This window comes from Cellulomonas timonensis, assembly GCF_900046455.1.
GTDB lineage: Bacteria > Actinomycetota > Actinomycetes > Actinomycetales > Cellulomonadaceae > Cellulomonas_A > Cellulomonas_A timonensis.
Map to the genome: position 1 here is coordinate 1,005,087 of NZ_FCOT01000013.1, position 24,960 is coordinate 1,030,046.

General features: G+C 70.3%; 23 protein-coding genes and 1 tRNA gene. 12 read left to right on the forward strand and 12 right to left on the reverse strand.

Annotated features, from left to right (window positions below; translation table 11 throughout):
• Positions 1 to 44 precede the first annotated feature (44 nt).
• From nadA to BN3788_RS17975, 3 genes are all read left to right on the forward strand, one after another.
• A complete protein-coding gene (nadA, locus tag BN3788_RS17965; RefSeq protein ID WP_066589164.1) occupies positions 45 to 1,250 on the forward strand; it encodes a quinolinate synthase NadA in 1,206 nt (401 codons plus the stop codon).
• A 35-nt stretch (positions 1,251 to 1,285) separates the two neighbouring features.
• Positions 1,286 to 1,885: a DJ-1/PfpI family protein gene (locus BN3788_RS17970; protein ID WP_066589168.1), complete on the forward strand. Its 600-nt coding sequence runs from the start codon at positions 1,286 to 1,288 to the stop codon at positions 1,883 to 1,885.
• Positions 1,886 to 2,005: 120 nt separating this feature from the next.
• A complete protein-coding gene (locus BN3788_RS17975) occupies positions 2,006 to 2,638 on the forward strand; it encodes an acyl-CoA thioesterase (protein ID WP_082813042.1) in 633 nt (210 codons plus the stop codon).
• Here the strand turns inward: BN3788_RS17975 and BN3788_RS17980 are convergent.
• Entirely contained in the window at positions 2,612 to 3,955 is a 1,344-nt protein-coding gene (locus BN3788_RS17980; RefSeq protein WP_234346715.1) for a dipeptidase, read from the reverse strand. The genes BN3788_RS17975 and BN3788_RS17980 overlap by 27 nt on opposite strands.
• A 73-nt stretch (positions 3,956 to 4,028) precedes the next feature.
• Here BN3788_RS17980 and BN3788_RS17985 point away from each other — a divergent pair, with 73 nt between their 5' ends.
• On the forward strand, positions 4,029 to 4,634 hold the full coding sequence (locus BN3788_RS17985; RefSeq protein ID WP_066589173.1) for a DUF3043 domain-containing protein: 606 nt from the start codon (positions 4,029 to 4,031) through the stop codon (positions 4,632 to 4,634).
• 20 nt (positions 4,635 to 4,654) lie between these two features.
• A complete protein-coding gene (locus BN3788_RS17990) occupies positions 4,655 to 5,665 on the forward strand; it encodes an aldo/keto reductase family protein (protein ID WP_066589176.1) in 1,011 nt (336 codons plus the stop codon).
• A 75-nt stretch (positions 5,666 to 5,740) separates the two neighbouring features.
• Here the strand turns inward: BN3788_RS17990 and yczE are convergent, their stop codons facing one another.
• The 4 genes from yczE to BN3788_RS18010 are packed head-to-tail and all read right to left on the reverse strand — an operon-like array spanning position 5,741 to position 8,317.
• Positions 5,741 to 6,391 (reverse strand): membrane protein YczE, encoded by a 651-nt coding sequence (gene yczE, locus BN3788_RS17995; protein WP_066589177.1) that lies wholly within the window; start codon positions 6,389 to 6,391, stop codon positions 5,741 to 5,743.
• Positions 6,388 to 6,594: a hypothetical protein gene (locus BN3788_RS18000; RefSeq protein ID WP_066589728.1), complete on the reverse strand. Its 207-nt coding sequence runs from the start codon at positions 6,592 to 6,594 to the stop codon at positions 6,388 to 6,390. The genes yczE and BN3788_RS18000 overlap by 4 nt, the downstream gene beginning before the upstream one ends.
• 10 nt (positions 6,595 to 6,604) lie before the next feature.
• Complete coding sequence (locus BN3788_RS18005; RefSeq protein WP_066589180.1) at positions 6,605 to 7,690, reverse strand: quinone-dependent dihydroorotate dehydrogenase; 1,086 nt, start codon at positions 7,688 to 7,690, stop codon at positions 6,605 to 6,607.
• A gap of 24 nt (positions 7,691 to 7,714) precedes the next feature.
• On the reverse strand, positions 7,715 to 8,317 hold the full coding sequence (locus BN3788_RS18010) for a YdeI/OmpD-associated family protein (RefSeq protein WP_066589732.1): 603 nt from the start codon (positions 8,315 to 8,317) through the stop codon (positions 7,715 to 7,717).
• Positions 8,318 to 8,622: 305 nt separating this feature from the next.
• Here BN3788_RS18010 and BN3788_RS18015 point away from each other — a divergent pair, with 305 nt between their 5' ends.
• From BN3788_RS18015 to BN3788_RS18025, 3 genes are all read left to right on the forward strand, one after another.
• Positions 8,623 to 9,660 (forward strand): LacI family DNA-binding transcriptional regulator, encoded by a 1,038-nt coding sequence (locus BN3788_RS18015; protein ID WP_066589182.1) that lies wholly within the window; start codon positions 8,623 to 8,625, stop codon positions 9,658 to 9,660.
• Between the two features lie 145 nt (positions 9,661 to 9,805).
• Entirely contained in the window at positions 9,806 to 10,009 is a 204-nt protein-coding gene (locus BN3788_RS18020; RefSeq protein WP_066589184.1) for a hypothetical protein, read from the forward strand.
• 132 nt (positions 10,010 to 10,141) lie between these two features.
• Positions 10,142 to 10,573 carry a VOC family protein gene (locus tag BN3788_RS18025; RefSeq protein ID WP_066589735.1) on the forward strand — a complete coding sequence of 144 codons (432 nt, stop codon included), beginning with the start codon at positions 10,142 to 10,144 and terminating at the stop codon, positions 10,571 to 10,573.
• 111 nt (positions 10,574 to 10,684) lie between these two features.
• Here BN3788_RS18025 and BN3788_RS18030 read toward each other — a convergent pair whose 3' ends face one another.
• The 3 genes from BN3788_RS18030 to BN3788_RS18040 form a co-directional block, all read right to left on the reverse strand.
• Positions 10,685 to 12,253 carry a pectate lyase family protein gene (locus BN3788_RS18030; RefSeq protein WP_066589186.1) on the reverse strand — a complete coding sequence of 523 codons (1,569 nt, stop codon included), beginning with the start codon at positions 12,251 to 12,253 and terminating at the stop codon, positions 10,685 to 10,687.
• Between the two features lie 421 nt (positions 12,254 to 12,674).
• Positions 12,675 to 13,529: an alpha/beta fold hydrolase gene (locus BN3788_RS18035; protein ID WP_108723886.1), complete on the reverse strand. Its 855-nt coding sequence runs from the start codon at positions 13,527 to 13,529 to the stop codon at positions 12,675 to 12,677.
• A 52-nt stretch (positions 13,530 to 13,581) separates the two neighbouring features.
• Positions 13,582 to 14,004, reverse strand: a complete 423-nt coding sequence (locus BN3788_RS18040) for a GNAT family N-acetyltransferase (RefSeq protein WP_066589196.1) — start codon at positions 14,002 to 14,004, stop codon at positions 13,582 to 13,584.
• 174 nt (positions 14,005 to 14,178) lie between these two features.
• On the opposite strand from BN3788_RS18040, the gene BN3788_RS18045 reads away from it, so the two are divergent.
• Positions 14,179 to 14,547, forward strand: coding sequence for a cupin domain-containing protein (locus BN3788_RS18045; RefSeq protein WP_066589198.1), 369 nt, complete (start codon positions 14,179 to 14,181; stop codon positions 14,545 to 14,547).
• A 267-nt stretch (positions 14,548 to 14,814) separates the two neighbouring features.
• Here BN3788_RS18045 and BN3788_RS18050 read toward each other — a convergent pair whose 3' ends face one another.
• The gene (locus tag BN3788_RS18050) at positions 14,815 to 15,777 is read right to left on the reverse strand and encodes a HEPN domain-containing protein (protein WP_147525169.1); all 963 of its coding nucleotides are present in this window, start codon (positions 15,775 to 15,777) and stop codon (positions 14,815 to 14,817) included.
• 50 nt (positions 15,778 to 15,827) lie between these two features.
• On the reverse strand, positions 15,828 to 17,096 hold the full coding sequence (locus tag BN3788_RS18055) for a DUF262 domain-containing protein (RefSeq protein ID WP_147525170.1): 1,269 nt from the start codon (positions 17,094 to 17,096) through the stop codon (positions 15,828 to 15,830).
• Positions 17,097 to 17,410: 314 nt separating this feature from the next.
• Here BN3788_RS18055 and BN3788_RS18060 point away from each other — a divergent pair, with 314 nt between their 5' ends.
• A complete protein-coding gene (locus tag BN3788_RS18060) occupies positions 17,411 to 20,617 on the forward strand; it encodes a hypothetical protein (protein ID WP_066589214.1) in 3,207 nt (1,068 codons plus the stop codon).
• 334 nt (positions 20,618 to 20,951) lie between these two features.
• On the forward strand, positions 20,952 to 21,797 hold the full coding sequence (locus tag BN3788_RS18065; RefSeq protein WP_066589216.1) for a DUF5677 domain-containing protein: 846 nt from the start codon (positions 20,952 to 20,954) through the stop codon (positions 21,795 to 21,797).
• Positions 21,798 to 22,507: 710 nt separating this feature from the next.
• Here BN3788_RS18065 and BN3788_RS18070 read toward each other — a convergent pair.
• Positions 22,508 to 22,590 (reverse strand) — tRNA-Leu (locus tag BN3788_RS18070).
• Positions 22,591 to 22,828: 238 nt separating this feature from the next.
• On the opposite strand from BN3788_RS18070, the gene BN3788_RS18075 reads away from it, so the two are divergent.
• A complete protein-coding gene (locus BN3788_RS18075) occupies positions 22,829 to 23,998 on the forward strand; it encodes an AI-2E family transporter (protein WP_234346716.1) in 1,170 nt (389 codons plus the stop codon).
• A gap of 48 nt (positions 23,999 to 24,046) precedes the next feature.
• Here the strand turns inward: BN3788_RS18075 and BN3788_RS18080 are convergent, their stop codons facing one another.
• The gene (locus tag BN3788_RS18080; protein ID WP_066589222.1) at positions 24,047 to 24,940 is read right to left on the reverse strand and encodes a dihydrodipicolinate synthase family protein; all 894 of its coding nucleotides are present in this window, start codon (positions 24,938 to 24,940) and stop codon (positions 24,047 to 24,049) included.
• Positions 24,941 to 24,960 lie beyond the last annotated feature (20 nt).

Genomic DNA, 24,960 nt, shown 5'->3' on the forward strand with positions numbered 1-24,960 from the left:
CCGCTCCCGGACCCGCCCTCCGGCCTTGTGGGAAGATCAGGCACGTGAGCCTCATCGACTCCCCGCCGTCCACCTTCTCCGAGCCCGCGCCGTCGGCGTTGCTGCTGCTCGGACGTGGCGCCGACCTGGCCTCCGAGCGGGGCGTCGAGTGCCCCGGGGACCTCCCGTCGGCCAGCGACCCCGACCTCGTCGAGCGCGCCCGCGCCGCCCGAGCCGCGCTCGGCGACCGGGCGTTCGTGCTGGGCCACCACTACCAGCGCGACGAGGTGATCGACTTCGCCGACGTCACGGGCGACTCGTTCAAGCTGGCGCGCGAGGCGGCCGCGCGGCCCGACGCGGAGTTCATCATCTTCTGCGGCGTGCACTTCATGGCCGAGTCCGCGGACATCCTCACGTCCGACGCGCAGCAGGTCGTGCTGCCCGACCTGGCGGCCGGCTGCTCGATGGCCGACATGGCCGCGATCCACCAGGTCGAGGACGCGTGGGACGTGCTCGCGGACGCCGGCGTCGTCGAGCAGACCGTGCCCGTCACGTACATGAACTCCTCCGCGGCGATCAAGGCCTTCACGGGCCGCCACGGCGGGACGGTGTGCACGTCGTCGAATGCGCACGTCGCGCTGCGGTGGGCCTTCGACAAGGTCGGCGGGGTGGACGGCACGGGCAAGGTGCTCTTCATGCCGGACCAGCACCTGGGCCGCAACACCGCGGTGCGCCTGCTCGGCCTCTCCCTGGACGACTGCGTGGTCTACGACCCGCGCAAGCCCGGCGGCGGGCTCACCGCCCAGGAGCTGCGCGACGCGCGGATGATCCTGTGGCGCGGGCACTGCTCGGTGCACGGGCGCTTCACCGAGCGGAACGTGGCCGAGGCCCGGGCGGCCGTCCCGGGGATCAACGTGATCGTGCACCCCGAGTGCCGCCACGAGGTGGTCGCCGCCGCCGATCAGGTCGGCTCCACCGAGCACATCATCAAGGCGCTGGACGCCGCCGAGCCCGGCTCCGCATGGGCGATCGGCACCGAGTTGAACCTCGTCAGGCGCCTCGCGAAGGCCCACCCCGACAAGCAGGTGCACTACCTCGACTCGACGGTGTGCTTCTGCTCCACGATGAACCGCATCGACCTGCCGCACCTGGTCTGGGCGATGGAGTCCCTCGTGGCCGGGCGCGTCGTCAACCGCATCGTCGTCGACGACGACGACGCCCGCTGGGCGCGCGCCGCCCTCGACCAGATGCTGGCGCTGCCCGGGATCTGACCTGCCTGCGAGCCCCCCACCGCGAGAGGACAGTCATGCCGACCGGACGACAGCTGCGGGTGGGAATCCTCGTGTTCGACGATTGCGAGGAGCTCGACGTCGTCGGGCCGTACGAGGTGCTGGCGGCCTGGGCGCGCCGCTCCGCGCTCCGGCCCGAGGTCGTGACCTTCTCGCCCGACGGCGGCGGCATACGGTGCGCGAAGGGGCTGCGGCTCGTCCCGGACCATTCCTCCGCCAGCGTCGGGCCGCTGCACGTCCTGGTGTACCCCGGCGGGTCCGGGACCCGGGCGCTGGCCCGGGACCGCGCCCATCTCGACTGGCTGCGGCGGGTCCGCGCGACGACCCCGCTCCTCGCGAGCGTGTGCACCGGCGCCCTGGTGCTCGCCGCCGCCGGGCTGTTGTCCGGCCGCCCCGCGACGACCCACTGGCGGGCGTTCGACGAGCTCGCGGCGCTGGACCCGACGGTGCTGCGGGACACCGAGTCCCGGTTCGTCGACGACGGCGACGTGGTGACCTCCGCCGGGGTCTCGGCGGGCATCGACATGGCCCTGCACCTCGTCGCGCGCCTCGACTCCCCCGAGGAGGCCAGCCTGGTGCGCCTCGACCTCCAGTACGACCCCGCCCCCACTGTCTAGGCGTCGAGCCCGCCCGGACGACTGCCCTGCCGGCCACCGCACCCACAAGGACGTGACCATGCCGATGATCGACGCCTCCGGGCCGGAGCCCACGCCGTCCGCACCCGCCGGCGCCGCCGCATGAACCGCCTGGTGCGGCTCCTGCTCGTGTGGCTCGCGGCGCGGAGGGCGGTGCGCCGCACTCCCCCGCAGGACCGGCCCTCCGGCTTCGACGAGTACCGCACACCGATGCGCGTCATGCCCAACGACCTCGACCTGCTGCGGCACATGAACAACGGCGTGTTCTTCACGCTGCTGGACATCGGGCGGGTGGACCTGCTGGTCCGCAGCGGCGCGCAGCGCGCCGTGAGCCAGGAGGGCTGGTACCCCGTGGTGGTCGGCGAGTCGATGAGGTTCCGGCGCTCGCTCGTGCTGTGGGAGCGGTTCGAGATCGTCACGCGCGTGCTCGGCTGGGACGAGCGCGTGGTGTACCTGGAGCAGCGCTTCGAGCGGCGCGCCCGGGGCGGCGGATCCGAGGTGGTCGCCGAGGCGTGGATCGTCGCGCGCTTCCTGCGGCGTGCGGGGGGCCCCGTGCCCTCGACCGACGTGGCTGCCGCGTTCGGGCTCGACGGTCCGAGCCCTGCGGTCCCCGAGCCGGTGCTGGCCTGGTCGCGGGCGCTCGACCTCGCGCACCGCGAGGTCGAGCCCGACGGACCCGCGCTCGCCCCCTCCGCCGACGAGTCGAGCTCAGCCGTTCGCGAGCCGCTCCAGTAGCAGCGCCTCGGCGAGGACCACGCGCTCGAGCTCGCCCAGGTGCTGCGACTCGTTCGCGCCGTGCGCGCGGCTGTCCGGGTCCTCGACGCCCGTCACCAGGATCGCGGCGTCGGGGAAGACCCCGAGCAGGTCGGCGATGAACGGGATGGAGCCCCCCAGCCCGATGTCGACCGACGGCGTCCCCCACGCCTCGGCGAACGCCCAGCGGGCCGTCCGCATCGCGTCGGAGTCCACCGGAGCCTGGAACGGCTGGCCCCGCTCGCCGTCCCGCACTGTCACGCGCGCCCCGAACGGCGCGTGGCCCTCCAGGTGGGCGCGCAGCGCGGCCTGCGCGGCGGCGGGGTCCTGGCCCGGGGGGATGCGCAGCGACAGCCGCGCCGTCGCGCTCGGCGCCAGGGTGTTCGAGGAGTGCGCGACGCTCGTGGCGTCGATGCCGATGACGGACAGCGCGGGCTTGGTCCACAGCCGCGAGGTGATCGAGCCGGTGCCGACCAGCTCGGCGCCCGGCAGCACCGACGCGTCGGCGCGGAAGTCCGCCTCGTCGTAGTCGACCTCGGGCGGCGTGCCGGTGACCAGTCCCGCGACTGCCACATCGCCGTGCTCGTCATGCAACGTGGCGATGAGCCGCGCGAGCAGCGTCACGGCGTCCAGCACCGGGCCGCCGAACATGCCGGAGTGCACGGCGTGCTCGAGCACCGCCACCTCGACGTCCAGGTCGACCAGGCCGCGCAGCGACGTCGTGAGCCCGGGCGTGCCGACCTTCCAGTTCGAGGAGTCGGCCACGACGATCACGTCCGCCTCGAGCTCGTCGCGGTGTGCCGCGAGGAACTGGGCGAACGTCGGCGAGCCGATCTCCTCCTCGCCCTCGATGAACAGCGTGACGCCGACGCCGAGCTCGTCGCCGAGCACGCGCAGGGCTCCGACGTGGGCGATGATCCCGGCCTTGTCGTCGGAGGCGCCGCGGCCGTAGAGGCGGCCATCGCGCTCGACGGGCTCGAACGGCGGGGTGAGCCACGCGGCGGCGTCGCCGGGGGGCTGCACGTCATGGTGCGCGTAGAGCAGCACCGTCGGCGCGCCCTGCGGACCGGGCTTGCGGGCCACGACCGCCGGGCGCCCGGGGGCGCCGTCGGGGCCGTCCACCGACAGGATGCGCACGTCGTCCACACCCGCGCCGCGCAGCAGCTCCGCCACGGCCTCCGCGCTGGCCTGGACGTGCGCCTGGTCGAACGCGGGGCTCGACACGCTGGGGATCCGGACCAGCGCCTCGAGGTCGGAGCGCAGCCCGGCGAACGCCTCAGAGGTGCGTTCGCGCAGCACAGCGACACGGTCAGGGGAAGGAGCAGGTGGGATCGTCACAAGAGCCCACCGTACTCTCGACTACTCTGGTGGGGTGTTCGGACGCAGCAAGGACGACCAGGCCCTGACCGGCGACATCACCCCTGAGCCCGTGAGCCCCGCCGCCTCGGTGGAGCCCGGCAAGGGGCGGCCCACGCCCAAGCGGAAGCAGGCTGAGGCCGCGAACAAGCGACCCCTGGTGCCGGCCGACCGCAAGGCCGCGGCGCGCAACGCCAAGGCGAAGGCGCGGGTGCAGCGCGAGCGCGAGTTCGCCGCGATGCAGTCCGGCGACGAGCGCTACATGCCGGCCAAGGACCGCGGCCCGGTCCGCCGCTACATCCGTGACTACGTGGACGCGCGGTGGAGCCTCGGCGAGTTCTTCCTGCCGGCGGCGCTGGGCCTGATCGTGCTGCAGATGGTCCTCGCGAGCGTCAGCGCCGAGGCGGCGGTCCTCGCCCTCGTGCTGCTCTACGTCTTCGTGCTCGCCATGATCGTGGACGGCTTCATCATGTGGCGCGGGCTCAAGAAGCGCCTCAAGGCCAAGTTCGGCGAGGAGGCGATCCCGAAGGGCGCCACCATGTACGCGGTGCTGCGCGTCTTCCAGCTCCGCCCATCGCGTCTGCCGAAGCCGCAGGTCAAGCACGGTCAGCGCCCCTCCTGAGCCGCCGATAAGGTGGCGGGATGGTCAACTACCGCTACCTGGGCAACTCGGGCCTCAAGGTCACCGAGATCACTTACGGCAACTGGCTCACGCACGGCTCGCAGGTCGAGAACCACACCGCGAAGGCATGCGTCCAGGCTGCCCTCGACGTCGGCATCACCTCGTTCGACACCGCTGACGTCTACGCGAACACCAAGGCCGAGACGGTGCTGGGCGAGGCGCTGAAGGGCCAGCGCCGGCAGTCCCTGGAGATCTTCACGAAGGTCTACTGGCCGACGGGGCCGGGCGGGGCGAACGACAGCGGCCTCTCGCGCAAGCACATCATGGAGTCGATCCACGGCTCGCTGGAACGGCTGCAGACGGACTACGTCGACCTGTACCAGGCGCACCGCTACGACCACGACACGCCGCTGGAAGAGACGATGCAGGCGTTCGCCGACATCGTCCGCCAGGGCAAGGCCCTGTACATCGGCGTCAGCGAGTGGACGGCGGACCAGATCCGCGCCGGGCACGCGCTGGCCCAGGACCTCGGCTTCCAGCTCATCTCCAACCAGCCGCAGTACTCGGCGCTGTGGCGGGTCATCGAGGAGGAGGTCGTTCCCACCTCGAAGGAGCTGGGCCTCTCGCAGATCGTCTGGTCCCCGGTGGCGCAGGGCGTGCTGACCGGCAAGTACAAGCCGGGCGCGCCTGCCCCCGCCGGGTCGCGGGCCACGGACGAGAAGGGCGGCGCGCGGATGATCTCGCGCTTCCTGGGCAACGACGAGCTGCTCGCGCGCGTGCAGAGGCTGCAGCCGATCGCCGACGAGCTCGGCCTGTCGATGGCGCAGCTCGCCGTCGCCTGGGTGCTGCAGAACGACAACGTCGCCGCGGCGCTGATCGGCGCCAGCCGGCCCGAGCAGGTCGCGGAGAACGTCAAGGCGTCGGGCGTCGTCATCCCGCCGGAGCTGCTCACGCAGATCGACGACGCGCTGGGCGACTCCGTCGTCCGCGACCCCGCCGAGACGGCGAAGAACTCGCCCGCCTCGCGCTAAGCCGCCCGGCCGGCCACTCGGCCGGCTAGATGCGAGAAGCAGCCGTCCTCCTCCGGGAGGGCGGCTGCTCGCGTCTCAGGCCTCGGAGGCCGTCCGCCGCTCGGGAACCGTCAGGCGTGGCAGCAGCACATGCACCAACGGCCCGATGGCCAGGGCGTAGGCGAGGGTCGCGAAGCCGACGGTGCCGCCGAGCGCCCAGCCGACGGCCACGACCAGCACCTCGATGCTGGTGCGGACCAGGTTGACCGGGCGCCCGGTGCGCCGCACCAAGCCGGTCATGAGCCCGTCGCGCGGCCCGGGGCCGAGGCGCGCGCCGATGTACAGGCCGCTGGCGACGGCGTTGAGCACGATCCCGCCGACCACGAGCCCGATGGCGGCCGGCCAGTCGAGGTCGTCCGGCAGCAGGCCCAGCAGCAGGAGGAACGGGTCCACCAGGAGGCCGATCACCAACACGTTGGCCACCGTGCCGGCTCCGGGCCGTTGCCGCAGCGGGAACCAGCACGCGAGCACGAGCACGCTGAGCATCAACGTGGCGGCGCCCAGCGTCCAGCCGAGCCGGAGTGCGACCCCTTGGCCGAGCACATCCCACGGCATGTTGCCGAGCCCCGAGCGCACGAGCATCGCAAGCGACGCCGCGAACAGGACCAGGCCGACCATCAGCCGGGCGTACCGCTGGGGCAGCCGAGCGTCGTCGCCCCACGCCGCGCCGGACGGCGGCTGCGTCACGGGATGCGCAGCACGAGCGTGGGGGTGACCTGGTGGCCGTCGTGCAGCAGGCGCGCGGAGTGGACGCCCTGCTCGGCGAGGGTGCGCCACTGCTCGCCGATCCACTGCTCGGCGTCGAACTGGGTGGTGAAGACCGGGCTGATCGGGCGGTCGAGCGCACGACCGTCCACGTCGTCGAGCTCCCACGCCCACCGCGGTCGCATCACCACGGGGTCAGCGTCCCGCGCCGTCACGTGCGGTGGCGGGCGCTGGTGCGGCGCCGGTGGCCCGGGCCGCGTCGGCGGCCAGCGCCTTGCTGATGCCGGCGGCCCAGAACGGGCCCTCGTAGATGAAGCCGGTGTAGCCCTGCACCAGGGTGGCCCCCACGGCCAGGTACTCGCGGGCGTCGGCGGCTGTGGTGACGCCGCCCACGCCGATGATCACGGCGTCCGGGCCGAGCCGCCCGCGCAAGCGGGCCACCACGTCCAACCCGCGCGGAAGCAGCGGCGGGCCGGAGAGGCCGCCCTCGCCGAGCTGATGCGCGATGGTCGTGTTCACGGCGACCACCCCGTCGAGGCCCAGCTCGATGGCGAGCTCGGCGACGGCGTCGACATCCTCGTCGGACAGGTCGGGGGCGATCTTCACCAGCAGCGGCACCCGCGGGCGGCCGACCGCCGCAGTGGCCTCGTCGGCGGCGGCGCGCGTCGCCTGAAGGATGGGCCGCAGCGACTCGACGGACTGCAGGTCCCGCAGCCCGGGGGTGTTCGGGGAGGACACGTTGACCACCAGGTAGTCCGCGTACGCGCCGAGCCGGCGGGCGCTGATCGCGTAGTCCTGCGCGGCGTCGCTCGCGGGGGTGACCTTCGTCTTGCCGATGTTCACGCCGATGACCAGGGCCCGCCCGGCGGCGGTGCTGCGCAGGCGGTGGAGCCGACGTGCGACCTCTGCCGACCCCTCGTTGTTGAAGCCCATCCGGTTGCGCAGCGCGCGCTGGTCGAGCACGCGCCACAGCCGCGGCGGCTCGTTGCCGGGCTGCGGGTGGGCCGTCACGGTGCCGATCTCCACGAAGCCGAAGCCGAGCATCCGCAGGCCCGCGACGCCCTGCGCGTTCTTGTCGAAGCCGGCGGCCACCCCGAACGGCGAGGGGAACGTGCGGCCCAGCGTGCGCACCGCCCCACTGGGCGGGGCCGCGCTCAGGCGGGCGATCGCGGAGCCGAGCACGGGGACCGCCGCCACGAAGCGGATGAAGCGGAACGCGAGCTCATGCGCCCGCTCGGGGTCCATGCGGCGAAAGACCAGGTTGAAGAGGAGGCGGTACACAGGCCCAACTTACCGGCTGGGCGCTCACCGGCGTCGCTGCTGGTGGGCGGCCTGACCCTCGGCGGCCATCCGCGCGGTCTCCTCGACGCGCGCGCTGCGGGTCGGGGCTCGGCGCGCATCCGCGACCCAGGCGAGGATCGAGCGGCGCACCGACGGGGTGAAGTCCTCCCAGCTCTCCCAGGCTCCCTGACGGGCGTCGAGGGCCCCGGCCAGGTCGCGGGGGACGACGAGGTCCTCCACACCGTCCAGGCGCGTCCACGAGCCGTCCGCCTGGGCGGAGGCGACGCATGCGGCACCCGCCTCGGCCATCCGGCCCTGAGCCTCCAGGCGGGCGACGCGCTCCTTGTTCGAGCGCGACCAGCCGCTGCCGGGCCGGCGCCGCGTGAACCAGATCGCGGAGCGCTCGTCGTCGAGGCGGACAGCTGTGGAGTCGATCCAGCCGTAGGCGAGCGCCTCCTCGATCGCGGCCTCGTAGCCCACGACGGGGAGCCCGGTGGGGGTGCGCCAGGACACGAGCCACACCCCAGGCGGCTCGTCCGCATGGTGGCCGTCGAGCCAGGCGCGCCACTGCGCCGCAGTGGTGGGGTGCACGCGGGGGCCATCGCGTCGGCGGTCGTCGACAGGCATGCCGGCCTCCCTGCTGGCGTCGGCGCGGCGCGGACGGTCCGCACGGCGTCCGGCGACGCGGGCGCACAGGGCCCGGGCCACCCTTGTCCAGGGTCGCCTCCCACGCGGGCCCGCGCAATCAGCCGGCCCTCCGCCAGCGGGCGTCGGGCGTCGAAATTCTCGGGGCGCGCCAGAGGGGCGCACCCGAGCGGAGGCACCTCAGATCACCCCTCCGGCCCACACCGACACTCCATGCCAGATGTCCCGAAGTGCTACGTTTCGGAGCGAAACTTGCGGAGCGCAGCAGAGATGGGACCGAAGCCCGGATGAGCAGCATGGACGACGACGCGAGCGTCAGCCCGACCCCCACGATCGCGACTATCGCCGCCGAGGCGGGGGTCTCCGTCCCCACGGTGTCGAAGGTGCTCAACGGCCGCCCCGACGTCGCCGCCTCGACCCGAGCCCGGGTTGAGGCCGCCCTCGCGCACCACCGGTACCAACGCCGACGCAGCCGCACACCGTCCGGGCCCCGGCTGCTCGACCTCGTGTTCCACGAGCTCGACTCGGCCTGGGCAGTCGAGATCATCAAGGGCGTCGAGCAGGTCGCCGGACCCGCCCGGGTCGGTGTGGTGCTCTCCGACCTGGGCGGCGCGCACCGCCCGCGCCAGGAGTGGCTCGACGACCTGCTCGCCCGACGCCCGCTCGGGGTGATCCTGGTCATGTCCGACCTCGAGCCCGCCCAGCGCCGCCAGCTCGAGTCCCGCGCCATCCCCTTCGTCGTGGTCGACACCGCCGGAGAGCCGCCCGCGGGCATCCCCACCGTCGGCTCGCAGAACTGGAACGGCGGCCTCGCCGCGACCCGGCACCTGCTCGGCCTCGGCCACCGCCGCATCGCCGTCATCGCCGGGCCCAGCGACGTGCTCTGCAGCCGCGCCCGCATCGACGGCTACCGCACCGCGCTCGACGAGGTGGGGGCGCCCGTCGACCCCGAGCTCGTGCGCCACGGCGACTTCTTCGTCCAAGGCGGATACCAGCACGGCCTCGACCTGCTCAAGCGCCCGGACCGCCCCACCGCCATCTTCGCGGGCTCCGACCTGCAGGCGCTCGGCGTCATCCGCGCCGCCCGCGAGCTCGGCCTGCGGGTGCCCGAGGACTTGTCAGTGGTGGGCTACGACGACCTGCCCCTCACCGAGTGGATCGGGCCGCCGCTGACCACCATCCGCCAGCCCCTCCGCGAGATGGCCGGCACCGCGACCCGCATGGTGCTGAGCCTCGCGCGCGGGGAGACGCCGACGAACCAGCGGATCGACCTGGCCACCGAGCTCATCGTCCGGGAGAGCACGTCCCGGCTGCGCGACGCCTGACGCGTCCACCCACGGCAATCCGGACGTCGCCATGCCGAACGCCCAGCGTGGGCCGTCCGCGCGGCGGGGGCATCGGAGCCCGCGGCAGCGGCACGCCGCCAGACCCCGGAAGCAGGCCCTCTCCGCCCTCGGCCATCCGGGGATAATGCGGACGTCAGAGGGCGAGAACGCGACCGTCGAGATCGCGTCGGCAGGCGACTACGGCTGCCTCGACGCCGATGCGCCGAAGGGCTCCCCCGCGCTCGAGTACGCCGTGGCGCCCACCCAGCCGGGATGCGACCGCAGCGCTGTCTGCCCCGAGGTCGCGGACGCCTGCGCGACGACGACCCCGATCGGCGTCGAGCAGTAGCCACCCGACGCGCGGCGAGGACTCCGCTGTCGTCGACGTCCTCCGCGTGCGGCCCTCACCCGCCCGGGTCACGATGGCGGCTGGCCGAGCGGCCGCCCGGCCAGCCATGACCCGACACGAGGGATGCAGCCGATGAGCGAGACCAACCCGCTGCGCGGGCTCACCACCATCAGCTTCTGGGCTCAGGACGTCTCGGCAGCCGCCGACTGGTACAGCCAGCTGCTGGGCGTCGAGCCGTACTACGTCATGCCCGACCCTCCCGCTCCCCCGCGGTATATGGAGTTCCGCATCGGCGACTACCAGCACGAGCTCGGCATCATCGACGCCTCCTTCGCGCCGCCCCGCTCCAGCGACGACCCGGGTGGCGCCATCGCCTACTGGCACGTCGACGACCCGCAGCAGGCCTACGAAGACCTGCTGGCACGGGGGGCCACACCCTTCGAGGAGCCGACGCCCCGGGGAGAGGGCTACGTCACCGCAGCGGTGGTGGACCCGTTCGGGAACGTGTTGGGCGTCATGTCGAACCCGCACTACCTGGAGGTGCTGGAGCGGCGCTCCGAGTGATCGCGCGTCGAAGGCCCCGGACCTTGTGCCCCGGGGCCTTCGATGTCGCTGCCTCACCGCGCGGACAGCCCCTCACGTCACCGCGAGACGGGTCCGGCGACGCGGCGAGTGCTACTTGTATGTCTCGAACTCCGCGATGCGCGGCGTGCCCGACGCGCTGGTGATCTCGAAGTTGATCTTCTTCAGCGAAGTCGCCGTGAAGGAGATCACCCCGGCGCCGTTGCCCGTGGCCAGCGTCGCGCCGGTGTCGTTGTTGACGACCTTCCACGCCCCGATGTTGCCGACGGCGCCGGACGCCTCACGGATGTTGATCTTGGACACCGAGGTGGCCGACCCCCACTTGATCGAGATCCGCCCGGTGGTTCCCGAGGGCGACCAGTAGGTGCTCGTCGAGCCGTCGTGGGCATTGCCGTAGCTCGTCCCGCTCGCCTTGCTCGATCCGTCAGAGCTGGCGCCGATGCTCAGGTTGGTCCCGCTCGGCGTCGGGTTGGAGGTCGGGCTCGTCGTCGGGTTCGACGTCGGGTTGGTGGTCGGGCTCGTCGTCGGGTTGGTCGTCGGGCTCGGCGTCTGCGGTGTGCACGAGCCATCCGACACGCGCAGCCCGGTGTTGGCTCCCGCCGTCTGGCGGACGACGTCGGGCACGCAGCTCGCGCCGTCCAGGCGGTAGGAGTACGGGACGCTGACCGTCGTGTTGGAGGTCGGGTTGGGGCCGGCGGGCTGGTTGTCGCCGCTGCGGCTCGACCACGTCACGTTGTCGAAGATGTTGCCGGCGACCTGCCAGTAGCCGGCCTGGTCCGTGTAGAAGGTGCCGAGGACGTCCTTGGAGTCCTCGAAGTAGTTGTTCTCCACCTTCGCCTTGGCGCCCGCCCGCGAGTTGATCCCCGACTCGTTGAGGCTCACGTAGTGGTTATTGAAGATGTGGGCGATGCCGCCTCGCAGCAAGGGCGCCCGGGAGTCGATGTTCTCGTAGCGGTTGTGGTGGAACGTGACGAAGCCGTTCGTGGTGTCGCTCTCGCTGGAGCCGATGAGCCCGCCACGGCCGGAGTTGCGCAGGATGCTGTAGGAGAGCGTCACGTACTGGGTGTTGTTCTTCATGTCGAACAGGCCGTCGAAGCCCTCCGACTCACCACCCGAGGCCTCCAGGGTGACGTGGTCCACCCACACGTTGCGGACGCCGTCCTCCATGCCGATGGCGTCGCCGCCGTTGGATGTGGGCGAGCCCGACTTCTTGACGTTCTTGACCGTCACGTTCTGGATGATGATGTTGCGGGAGTCCCGGATGTGGATGCCGACCTGGTCGAAGGTGGCGCCGCTGCCGACGCCGACGATCGTGACGTTGCTGATCCCCTTGAGCTCGATCACACCGTCCGCGGTGCTGCAGGAGGAGCCCGACGCCTTGGACGTGTTGCCGTGGTTGATGGTCCCCACGACCTCGATGGTGATCGGGGTGCTGGCGCTGGCCCGGCTGCACAGAGCCGTGTGGATCGCGGTGCCCGTGGTGGCGCGCACGGTCTGGCCGCCGGCGCCGCCGGTGGTCCCGCCGTTGCTGCTCGCGAAGCCGGTGGCGCTGCCGGTCGCCGCCTGGGCGGCGGGCATGGCCAGGGCGGTCAGGCCGATCGTGGCCGCCAGGGCTGTCGCGGCGCCTGCCGCGAGGGCGCGTCGTGCGACTGGTCGTCTCATCGTTGCCTCACATTCGTCATTGAAACGGGGGCGTAGTCGTGCGCATGCGGCGCGCTTTGGCGCGCTGCCTGAGCCTCGGAGGCTGGCCGTCGGGTCGGTCGGGTGGTGGTGGGGCAGCGTCGACCGCGTCGCGCGGACGCCCCTCGAGAGCAGGTGCGCGCACCTCTGGTCACCGGCGGCGCCGTCGGATGTGGCCGATGCCGTCGTCCCGGCACTCGAGGCGAGCAGCGCCCGGATCAGGCGCAGCACCGCGAGGAACCGGTTTCCCGATCGTAGGAGACCGCTTTCCCGACGCACAAGTGCCTAAACCCTTAGCCTCGCGGCGCCCCTGGCGGTGTGGCTCCTGCCGCCGTCCAGCGACCACCACCGGCCAACGACCACCGCGTGCCAACGACCACGAGCCGACGACCGGGCGGGCGCGTCAGGGACGACGACCGGACGTGTGCTCCAGGAGCCGGTCCACGAGCACCGGCCAGGCCCGGCGGGGTGGGACGCCGTGGCCGGCATCCGGCACGACGAGCAGGCTGGCGCCCGGGATCTCGGCAGCCAGGGCGCGGGCGTGCGGGAGGGGGAACACCGGGTCGTCGGCGCCGTGGACGACGAGGGTCGGCACGTCGATCCCGCCGAGCCGATCCCGCCAGCCCGGGCCGCCGTCCACGACGTAGTGGTTCGTGCGCGCCCGCAGGTCCGTCGACCGCGCGACAGCGCGCTCGGCGACGGCCCGCTGCACGTCGACCTCGAAGCCACCGCGCAGATAGGCCCGCTCGGATTCCACGAGGTACGCGACGGCCTCAGCTGGATCAGACCAGTCGGGCTCGGGGGGCGCGGACGAGAACGCCGCCTGATCTGGCCCCGGGAGGTCGCCGGCCTCGCGGCCCGGGGCGCCCGGCGTGCAGCTCATGAGCGTCAGCGTCAGCACCCGCTCGGGATGCCAGAGTGCGGCCAGTTGCGCCGCGGCACCGCCCATCGACAGCCCGACGAGGTGCGCGCTGGCCACACCCTCGGCGTCGAGGACGCCGAACAGGTCCGCGGCGAGATCAGGCAGGCCGTAGCCCGGCCGGCCCAACGGCCAGGTGGTGGACCGCCCGGTGTCCCGCCAGTCGAAGCGGATCACCCGCCGATCCTGCGCGAGCCAGTCGACCAGCTCATCCGGCCACGCGTCGAGCGAGCACGCGGCGCCGTGCGCGAGCAACAGGACGGGCGCGTCGGGCGGCCCCGAGGCATCGACGCACAACGACGCCCCGCTGACGTCGACCATCCGCTCGGCACGGCTCACTGCGCCAGGCTGGCGCCCGTCGACGTCACCCGCGAACGGGCTGCGCCGCGCGTCACGGCCGGAGCCGCACGAGCCCGGCGCTCGTCGGAGCGAACCCGCACGCGTCGAGGTAGAACTCCCGCAGCTCCTCGTCGAAGTCGACATGCAGCCACTCGCACCCCGCCGCTGCGGCGTGGTCGCGCGCCACCTCGACCAACCCGGCGCCAATCCCCTGCCGTCGCGCGCGCAACGCCACCGAGGTGTCCACGACGAACGCGTGGGCCAGCCCGTCCCACAAGACGTTGACGAAGCCCACGAGCCCCGCGTCGTCGCGGGCGGCGACCCAGCCCAGGCTCAGGCGCGCGACCCGGTCGTTCCAGTCGTCGTCGACGGGCTGGTGGCCGAACGCCTCGGCGTGCAGGGCGTTGACCTCCTCGTTCGAGAAGGGCTCACGCCACCCGTAGGCGACCGGTGCTGCGACAGGCTGGCTGGTCATGGCGCCACTCTGCCGCGCACGACGACCCTGGTCGCGGGAATTGTCGACGGCAGCCCAGCGACCAGCCCCGAGGCGCCGCCTGATCGAGCCGGGCGCCGTCCAGGATGGCGCGGGGCTCCACGATGACGGGCAGCGGCGTAGCGTCGAATGATCACTCGATCGAGGAGGGTTCTGATGGCTGGAGTGGAGTCGAAGAGCTTCGACGCGCCTGACGACGTTCGACCATTCACGGGCAATGGCCAGGCGCAGGTCGTGGAGCTGGCTGGCAACACGGTGGTCAAGGCGACGTTCGAACCCGGCTGGCGGTGGTCGGAGAACGTCCGCCCGATCGCGGGCACGGACAGCTGCCAGTCGCCGCACTTCTTCTACGTGATCTCTGGGCGGCTGAAGGTGGTGATGGACGACGGCGCCGAGGTGGAGGCCGCGCCCAACGACATCGTGCGCGTCGAGCCGGGTCACGACGCCTGGGTGGTCGGTGACGAGCCATGCGTCTCCGTCGACTTCGGGGCGTCTCCCGCCTACGCCCGCAGGAGCGACGCCTGAGCGCTGCCCCAGCTGTTGGGGGGAGCGGACGCTAGCCGCGTCGCACAGGTGAGCGTCCGCCGAATGGGACGCGAGTCACGACGCGGCAGTTCGCGGAGGCGCCAACGACGGCACCAAACGCGGCACAGGCTTGAGCAGTCGAGGCGTGCCAGGTGCTCCTGCCGGCGGATGCCACGGCCCGCCGTACGACTCCAAGGCGCAGGCGGTGCTCACCATCGGCGGCACACTGAAACTGCATCTCGCGATTCCCGATCGGCAACGCGCGGATCACGCGCCCTGCGCCGGGACTAGGTCCGCCAGGCCCTCGGGCAGCATCAATGCCACTGACCCAACGACCGGCAGCGGCGACGAGTCTGCGAAGCCGACCCCAACCCGCAATTGCCTTCCGTCGGGCCCGCCGTCGACTCGCTCGAGCAGAGCATCGTTCAGCATCAGGCTCGCTACCTCGCGAGCGATGTACTGGCCGCCCTTGCGCCGGAACACGAGCGGCTCACCGATCACGAGCGGCCCTGCCTTCGCGTCAAGGCCAATATGCCCGGACCATCGCTGAGCAACCGTCCCGACTACGATGGCAGCCCCCGAACGTTCGCACTCAGCAAGCAGGCGAGCGTTGGCCGCCTCTTCCACGATGCCGAGGTATGCCTCGACGACATTGACCAGCGCAACAATTTGATCGACTGCCAGGATGTCATCCGGCACTGCGTAGGCATGCGCTAACTCGTTACGTCGCTCCACGAGGTCGAGGAGGGCAGACTCCATCGAGGATTTTCCAAGTACGTCAAGATCCGAACTTGCGATCGGAGTATCCGGACTATCAACCGAGACGTCCAGGCGAAGGAGCATTTCGTGAACCAGCGGATGCCGATAATTGGCTTGGGACCGCGTGAATACTTGCGGCACCAGCTTGCGAAGCGCGGGCGCCGTCGAGGAGCTTAGCGAGTCAAGAACTGTCGCCTCATCGATCGGCACCCGCAAACGGGCGCGATCGCCGTCGATAACCGCCTGGAGCGCGAGTCTCCGGAATTCGAGCCGGACCCTGTCCGGTAAATCATCATAGGATGCATGAATTTGCCCGTAGGCTTCGGCGGTGCGCATGATAATGCGGTCGACCGATTGCTCAAGCAGTCCGTAGCACTGCACAACTCCTGAGACATACGCCGTTCTACGAATGCGGCTCAAAGCCGAACGGTCAGGCCCGCCATCGGAAATGTCGCCCTGGAGTCGCTTCATGTCTCCGCGTAGCGTCTCGGAATCTGACGATATGGACGAAAGCAGTTCTCTCATTTGGCGGACGTGGCAATTACGTCGTCAAGTAGTGACAGGATAAGTTCGTCGCGCCGCAGAAAGTCCTTGGGGTCAGTCTTTCGCCCGTCGAAGTCCGCCGCATGCTCGTCGTACAGATGTTCGAGCCTGTCTAGAACCATTTGCTTGCGATCGATCAGGGTCGCGGCGCCGTCCAGTCGCTGGCTGAAGGCGGACATAACAGAGTCGTAGGCCAACAGAGTAGGGCGGGGAACCCAGCCGCGGCTGCCCCCGCGTTCACGCCGGATGTAGAAAGCCCTCTCATCCAGAACGGCGAAAACGAGCCTGATCGTCGCCGTGAACACTCGCCCGATTGCTTCAATGGTGCCGGCGGACAGCTGCTCATTTGCGGCTGACCAGTATTGATCCAAAAATGCCTTCAGTCTCCGTGGCGCACCCTCAAGTCCTCGTTGCCGGTGGGCGAAGAACCGGAGAACCATTTCAACATCGTCCATGCTCTGGACCCGTGGATCACTGAGCACCTCGTCGCGGTCGAGGTCGTCCACTCCCTCGATCGGCTCCGGGATGCCCCATGCGCGGCAGAATTCGGGGGTGCGCGCAAGTCGCGGAAGCCCCGCATTCAGAGGGCCCGAGCTTAGAGCATTCCTCGATTCCTGCGCACTTAGGGAGACCCCGCCACTGTTGATGCGCTCGAAAACCAACTCTTTCAGGTGTTGGGCGACCGCGCTGTCGTTCGCCGTCTCGTATAACAGCACAATGCTCGAAATATGGCGCCGATCAATGGCTTGACGCAACTGTAACGGGAGCGTTGAGTAGCGCCGGCCGTTTAGTTCGGGCCAGAATTCTAGTTCGACGAGGTCGAACTTGTCCTGGTAGAAATCCCAGAGGGCGGTGAGTCGCTGAAGGCCGTCCATTACTTCGTACTTTGAGTACTCGTACTCGTAGACGAAGATCGGCGGGACCGGGACGTTCATGATAAAAGATTCGATCAGCCGTGACTTTTTGGCCACGTTCCAGCGATGTCGACGCTGGTACTCGGGTTGCAGTTTATATCGGCCGCTTGCGAGGACGAGTGGGAGCTCGGCGAGTTGTGTTCGGGCCTGGTCCGTGACGATCCGAACCTCGCCGCGCACATAGCGATCGACGATTTGAGACTCCGACATCTGCTGCTGCGACGCGTCCGTCGGTTGATTGAGCGTAATCGCTTCTTCGGGAAGCAGGTCAGACACCGGCACGGCTACCACCTTTGGCTGGCTACGGCACTCGTGCACCGCCAGGAGGTGCACGCCTACACCGTATCGGTCGCGTATCGCCTCCCGAGGGGACCGACACCGATCGACGAGTCAGCTGGCGCGGATACGGTGCGTGGCGACGGCCAGCACGCCCGGCGGGGACCTGCAGTGGGCCTCAGGGAGCCTCTTGCGACAGGGCATGCATCGAAGATTGCGGCCTCGGACAAGGCGAAGCAGCGCATGGCCCCACCCCACGTGCAGGGTGCAGTGTGCTTCACGCGGAGTCCGGGGCGGTAGTTTCTAGCGCATGGCCGATCTGATTACCCGCCGAGCTTCCTTCGCGTCGTCTCGGTTCGGCGCGTGAGTCGATGAGCCTCACCGACCACCTGAGCGACTCGCATTCCCCGGTTCGCGCGTTCGTCGATGGGCTCTCACCGATCTTCACCGGCGTGCCAGGCACCTCGAAGGCGACGCAGGCGATGGTGCGGGCGCTCGGCCTCCAGACGCTCGTGCTGAGCAGGTCAGTAGTTCCTCCGCCGCCTGGAGCCGTGGCGGCACTCGTCGGCACCGCCATCGACTTTCGCACCCGCATCGCTCTTAGTGACTTCAGTCCTCATCACTCCGTCGCGGCTTTGGGCGTTGCCCGAGTTGCCGGTCATGAAAGCCAGATCAAGAACGGCACGCACCGGGTGCGGGTACTGACCGAAGCGTTCGAAGTCGCGAACGGGATAATTGAGAGCGCTTCGGAAGAGATCGAGCTTGACCGTGCTGCGCTTCTGCTGGCCTACTGCGAACAGGCCTACCGAGGCGGTCACGCGGCGCTGGGCGGCTCACTCGGAGACGACCTGGACCGCGTCGATGACGGGCACGCATTCGCGCTGCGGGTGGGCGCGCGCTCGCTCGGCGACCTCCGCTCGCTCATGGAAGCCAACGAGACCCAGATCAACCAGTGGCGCGGGCAGATCGCTCAGGGCGAGAGGTTCGAACCTAATCCGGTCTTCGCTGGTTCTGCGCTTGTCGGAGGCGCTGACGGCGACTGGATGGTTGGTAGAACTCTGTTCGACTCCAAGGCGTACGGGAAGCTCTCCTACCCAGCACTGCGTGGCTTCCTTCGCCAGCTGCTCGGCTACGTGATGCTCGACCTCGATGACGCGCTCGGAATCCGCAGCGTGGCTGTCTGGCTTCCCCGGCAAGGTATGACGAAGTCGTGGCCACTTCACCTTCTCCTCGGTGGCGACCCCGAAGAGTTGTTGCCGATGCTGCGCGTTGAGTTCCAGATTGCCGCAGATGGAAGGCGGTTGGCCGTTAGGGAGCCGGTGACCCAGCGCCGAAAGCACCAGCTCCTCGCCGACAACGCGAACACCCCGCGAGAGATGCTCTCGGCCCTGGCACTGTGCGAGGACATCGACCTCCGATTCCGTGTCGCGCGCAACGCTGCGACTCCGGAGCTGACCGTGAGAGACCTCGCGCGTGACCGTTATGCCAGAGTCCGGGAGGGGGCGGCACGGAACCCGCAGGCACCGCCAGACCTGCTCGAGGTGCTATCACGCGACACCAGCCTCATGGTGCGGAGGGCAGCTCACGCGAACCCGCGCACACCGAGAACCAGCCCGAGAGCGCTGGAATCCGGTCGGCGCCCGCGGTCGGCGCCCGACGCGCCAGCGATCGAGCAGGCTCGTATGGCCCCCGGCGGCGTGCGCCCCGGCGCATCGCTGGCTGGACACGGCCGCGACGACTTGTCGGTGGACGCCGCATGGTTCACTGCGTTTCTCGCTGCCACTCGCGGCGGCACACCAACCGGTCCGGGACCGTGGCTCCCCCTGCCTGCCGCTAGCCATCGCTGGGCGGCGATAACCGGGCGGGAGCTCGACATCCCTTGTTGGCTGAAGTCTGGTCTACCGCACGAGGTCAAAGAGGACCTCCTGCGCCAGGGGCGCCCCGCATGGATGCGACGCGCCGTGGCCGCCGACCTGTCTGTCGCGGACGCCGGGGTGCGCAATCGGTTGCTGTCCGATCTCGACCCCGAGATCCGTTGGTCAGCGCTACGCCGCACCGCGGACGCACCGGACGACAGCCTCGGCGATCTGCTCGCGAGACTCGCGTCTGACCGGGCAGAGCGCACCCACTTCCGGAAGGCCGGCGACGATCAGCCACGAGGAGCGGGCCTCCGCAGCCCCGGTGAGCTCGACACGGAGATGCTGGAACTCGTGGCCGCGCACCCGTCCACGCCGGTCACGGCACTCCGCGAGCTCATGGGCACCAAAGTGCCGCGTGTTCTGGTCGCCCTGGCCGGGAACCCCTCGCTCCCGGCTGCCAACCTCGATGCGCTCCTGCCTCGGTTGCGCTCGATGCGATCCACCGAGAGTCGCGTGCAACTCGCGGCTTCGACACTAATCCCCGCAGCCGTCGCGGGGGCGCTCATCGAAGACCGCGATGTCGGGGTGCGCGCCTCGCTATCACGGAACCCCGAGGTTCCCACGCAGGTCCTGGCACGCCTGGCACTGGATGCCGAGATGTCCGTCCGCCTTGGTGTGCTCGCGAACCCGAGCACACCGCCCGATCTCGCCAGCCGCATCGCACGACCGCTGCTGCTGTCGACGACCGATGAGACGCTTCTCGGTGTCCTCGCTGCGACTCGCCAGCGCAACGACCTCGCGCAGCCCGAGGGCCTGGTCGAGCAGGCGCTCGACAAGCTCGCCAGCAACCGTCTAGCCCACCCGAACCTGCGCCAGATCGCCGCTGGCGATAGCCGCACCGCGCCCCGAACGCTGGTGCGCCTCGCCCGAAGCGTCGACGCGTCCGTCCGCCGGGAGGTCGCCGAGAACCCCCGCACGCCGCCCGGAACGCTTGCAGCCCTCGCGGGAGACCCTGAGCCACAGGTCCGCGCGGCAGCGGGCAGAAGCCGGACCCTTGACCTCGATCGGCTCCAGACTCTGAGCCGCGATGAGGAGGCGGACGTTCGCGAGAGTGCCGCGGGCAACCCGGGACTTGACGGTGCCCGGCTCGCTGAGATGCTCCTCGACCAGCATGGGGCCGTGAGGTCTGCCGCATTCAAGAACCTTGTCACGAGCGCCGAGGACAGGGCCCGCGCCAAGACCGAGTGGGACAAGCGCTGGCGGGACGCTGCTCCCAGCAGAGCAGACCTGGAGGAGAGAGCCGCGAACGCGCTCGCGCAGGTGCGGGTACAGGTGGCGCGCGACCCACGGACCCCGCCCGACATACTCGTCTTCCTAGCCGGCGAACGCCGCAGTGCCTTGGTCCGTCGAGCCGTCGCCGCGAACTCGAACACGCCACCGGAGGCTCTCGCATCTCTCTCTCAGGACGCCGACATCGAGGTGCGACGAGCAGTCGCGTTCAACAGCGCGACCTCGCCGGCGACCCTCATCGAGCTCGCTGACCGCAGCGTCGATCTTGCTGTTCTCGTCACGCTCAACCCGGACGCCCCGCCCGCGATCATCGAAGCGCTCGTCAACGACAGCGATCAGCTCGTGCACTTCATCGCAGACCAGGTCCGCGCCCACCGCTCGCTGCCGCGGGGAAGTTCGAGCGCCACCACTCCAGAACTCGACGTCTAGATCAGGCTTCTGCCCTGCTCGCTCTGACGTGACCAGTTCCGCGAGTGCGCGTTGACGTCCGGTTCCGCGCCGATCCGCGTCTGGTTACCACTAGCACTTCTCCGGCCAGAGCCTCGCGGATGGGGCGTGCGCGGCGCGGCGCACACACACGCCCTGCAGCAGCGCGCGCCCATCGGGCGTATCGCGAGCGGTGGCCGCACGGCTGCCGTGGGGACCCGCGCGGGCGGAAGCGCACGGGTTCGCGGCGCTCGCGGGCAGGGCGCCGTGGCGGTGCGGCGCGGAGGGTGGTAGGTCAATCCACCCTGCCAGCGATTACTCGCCCTACCGTGAGGTCATGGCGGACATCGAGCTTCAGAGCGCTCTGCGGTCACTCATCGCTGACTGGAACTCGGCGACGACGACGGGCTCCATCGGGATGGGCCGACGCGATCACATGCTCATCGGGTTGACGGTCTATGGGCTGACCGCGCAGGTGTACCACCTCGCTGAGGCCGCACTCGTTCTCGACGAACATGGCCTGGACCAGGCTGCGATCCCCCTAGTGCGCCAGGCCATCGAGTGTGCGATCACAGCGGTCTGGCTCGAACGCAGCGGCTACCCAGAGGTGCTCTCCCTGATTCGGGAACAGACCCGGCAGCAGCGGAACGCGATCGAGGAGTTCGTCAAGGTTGGCGCGAAGTTCGATGACCCGACGGCGCAGCAACGGGTGGCCGCGGAACTCGACGGTCTGTTGCGCACTCAGACACCAGCCGGTGAGAAGTTCGCTGCCCGATGCGATGAGCTCGCCGGTGCCAATGCCTACTACGCGCTCTACCGCGTCGCCTCGAGTACCAGCCACGCCAGCACAGCAGTAGTCGATCGGTACCTCGAGGGCGCTCACCTCGACGAGGACGCACCGGCGGGGATCGCGTTGCTGGGTCGGCCTGAAGTGGCCGAGGACGAGACTCTCGGGGGGGTGAGCAACATGCTCGACATGGGGGTCTTGGCTACGAGCGCGTGGAGCCGTATAGACAAGCGGCACACTGCGCGGACCGCGATGAAGCACCTATGCCGAGTGTTGGAGATCCCGTACCGGATGGAACTCACCGCCCACGGCCTCGCCCAGCAGCGCGAACGGGAGATCGAGTACAAGGTGTGGTCCCAAGAGCAGCGTTCCAAGGCCGCAGGGGCGGCAGACTGACGGCACCGCTGCAGAACCCTCCAAATGGGTGACTCTGACCTGCACATTCGCGTTTGGCGCCCGCGTTGCCCCGATTTCTGACGTAGTTATGCGCGCACAACTGTCCGATTCTTCCCCCGCCGTTGTGACATGTCACACCGTGGCACCGATCCCCACGAGCGAACAGCCGCTCTTGCTCGAGCAGGATCGCTCCCCCGATCGCGTCGTAGACTGTTCCTGTTCGCGGGGTCTGCTGATCCCGCTTAAGACTGTTGAGACAGCAGGTACGGCGCCTCCGGTATGGACCCGGGGGCGTTCGTGCGTCCAGAACCGCGTGCGCCCGCCCTGACCACGCCGTGCACGTTGGATCACCCCGCTTCACCCGCGCTTGACGTCGATCTACCGGGTTTGCGCTATCTGACCGTGAACTCGTACGACCACCCCGACGTGTTCGCTGCGGCCTCGGACGAGGCGACGCAAGGGCCTCACGTGACCTACATGTTCGACACGCTCTGGGACAACGCCATGGGCTCGAGCGGGTGGCAGCCCACGGCCTCACAGCCAGACCCGTCAGCACCTATCCAGATGAGATCACCGGCACTTGGGACGTTGGCTTCGGCCATGCGGTGGACGCCGAGCAGAGCCGGCCGGTTGTGACGCGTGTTGTGACATGGGCAAAGAAGAGGACCCCCTGACCCGGTGTTTTCCCAGGTCAGGGGGCCACAATGTTGTGTCCGGAGGGGGACTTGAACCCCCACGCCCTTTCGGGCACTAGCACCTCAAGCTAGCGCGTCTGCCATTCCGCCACCCGGACAGGTGGACCGTCAGAACCCCTCGCGGGCTCCCTCAGGTGCGGCAGAAACATAGCATGGCGAGCCGGTCGAGCATGAATCGCGGCTGCGGGGCAGACTGTCCTGGGACAGCATCACCGCAGCGTACGGGGCTAGATCACCCGATCTCGGAGTGATCCCCGCCACATCGGAGGAGGGCTGATGGCGGATCAGGGCGCATCGGGCGAACGGGCCTCGGCCTCGCCCCGGCACCCTGTGGGCGTGACGTCCTCGACGCGGCGCCTCGCGGGCTCCCGCCGCGCCTCCCCCGTCGCCATCCCGGAGCCCACGGCCCCGCGCTGGCTGATGAACCTGGCCGGGGTCTCCTGGCGCCTCCTGGTGGTGACGGCGGCCATCGCCCTGGTCTTCTACGCCACGTCCCGCGTGCAGCTGCTGTTCATCTCCCTGTTCCTGGCCCTGGTGTTCACGGCGGTGCTGCGACCGGCGGTGGAGCTGTTCGCCCGGGTGATGCCGCGTCCGCTGGCCACGGCCCTCGCACTGCTGGGCGGGGTGCTGATCCTGCTGGGAATGCTCACGTACGTGGGGGTGTCGGTCGCGGGCCAGTGGTCCAAGCTGTCCGACCAATTCGCCAGCGGCATCCAGGACATCATCGACTTCCTCGAGGACGGCTCGCCGTTCCGGATCACCACCGACCAGATCAACCAGTGGATCGAGAACGGCCGCACGTGGGTGGAGGAGCACGCCAGCGAGCTCGCCTCCGAGGCCGCAGCGGGCGCGGGCAGCGTGGTGGAGGTCCTGACGGCGCTCGCGCTGGCGACGTTCTGCGCGGTGTTCTTCCTCACCAGCGGGCGGTCGATGTGGGAGTGGTTCCTGGCGCAGCTCCCCCTGAGCGCGCGGAGGTCGTGGAGCATCGCGGGCGCCGCCGGGTGGTACACGTTCTCCGGCTACACGCGCGGCATCCTGATCATCGCGTTCTCCGACGGCCTGCTGGCGTTCATCCTGCTGTCGATCATCGGGGTGCCACTTGCGGCGCCCCTGGCGGTGCTGGTGCTGATCGGCGCGTTCATCCCGCTCGTGGGCGCCCCCGCGGCGATGGTCATCGCGATGATCGTGGCGCTGGCGGCGAACGGGCCGGTGCAGGCGGCGATCGTCGGCATCGGGATCGCGCTGATCGGCCAGTTCGAGGGGCATGTGCTGCAGCCGCTGGTGATGGGCAAGCAAGTCGCGCTGCACCCCGTCGTCATCGCCGTGGTGGTGCTGGGCGGCACGTTGACGGCCGGCATCCTGGGCGCGGTCATCGCGGTGCCGCTGGTGGCGGTCGCGTGGACGGTGTTCTCCCGGCTACGGGAGCCCGAGCCGGAGCTGGAGCCCGGGGACGTGCGCGAGCCGTATGAGGCCTACGAGGGCACTGAAGTTGACGAAGAGCGCTGAGCTTGACGAAGAGCGCTGAGGCAGACGAGGCGTAGGGCCTCTCGACCGCTAGGCGGGGTCGTGGAGGCCCGCGAGCGCCCGGTCGATCTCTCGGAGCACGCCCGGCCCGGGTCGCCGCAGCGGGGCCGGCAGCGGGCCCACCGCCACGCCGAGCGCCTCTCCCACGGCGTGCACGACGCGCGCGCCGCCGGTCGCGGCAAGGTCGGCGAGCGGCTGGAGCCCAGCCATCAGGGCGAGGGCGCGCTCGGCGTGTCCGGCGGCGGCCATGTCGGCGACCTCGGCGTAGCGGGCCGGCAGCACGCCCGCGAGCCCGGAGTGCCAGGTGCGGGCGCCGCCGAGCAGGCCGTGCACGCCCAGGCCGTCGCCGCTGAAGCCGATCTCGACGTCGGCGGGGAGCTTGTGATGCAGCTCCCGGGCCCGGCCGCGCACCGCATCCGGGCTGGTCCCGCGGTCCTTGACGCCCTGGACGCCGGGCAGCCGGGTCACGCGCCGCAGCTGCTCGACGCTGAAGTCGTACCGGGTGGCGACGGGGTTGTGGTACGCCCACACCGGGATGCCGACCACCTGGGTCACACACCGGTACAGCTCATGCACCTCGTCGTCGGTGAGCGGCAGGTACGCCATCGTCGGCACGAGCAGCGCGTCGGCCCCCGCCTGCTCGGCGTCGCGCGCAAGGTCGAGGACGTCGCGGGTGGTCAGGGCGCCGACGCCGACCAGCACCGGGACGCGCCCGGCCGCGGCCTCCACGGCCGCCTCGCACACCCGCCGCCGCTGGGCCCGGTCCAGGTACGCGAAGCCGCCCGTGCTGCCGAGCACCGCGACACCGCTGGCGCCGCCGGCCACAGCCCGGTCGACGAGCTGGGCGAGCACACCCTCGGCGACCTCCTCCGTGACGGTGCGCGGGGTGGGGAGGTACGCGACCAGCGAGCCGAAGAGGGGCATCTAGGCAGCGTAGCCACCGG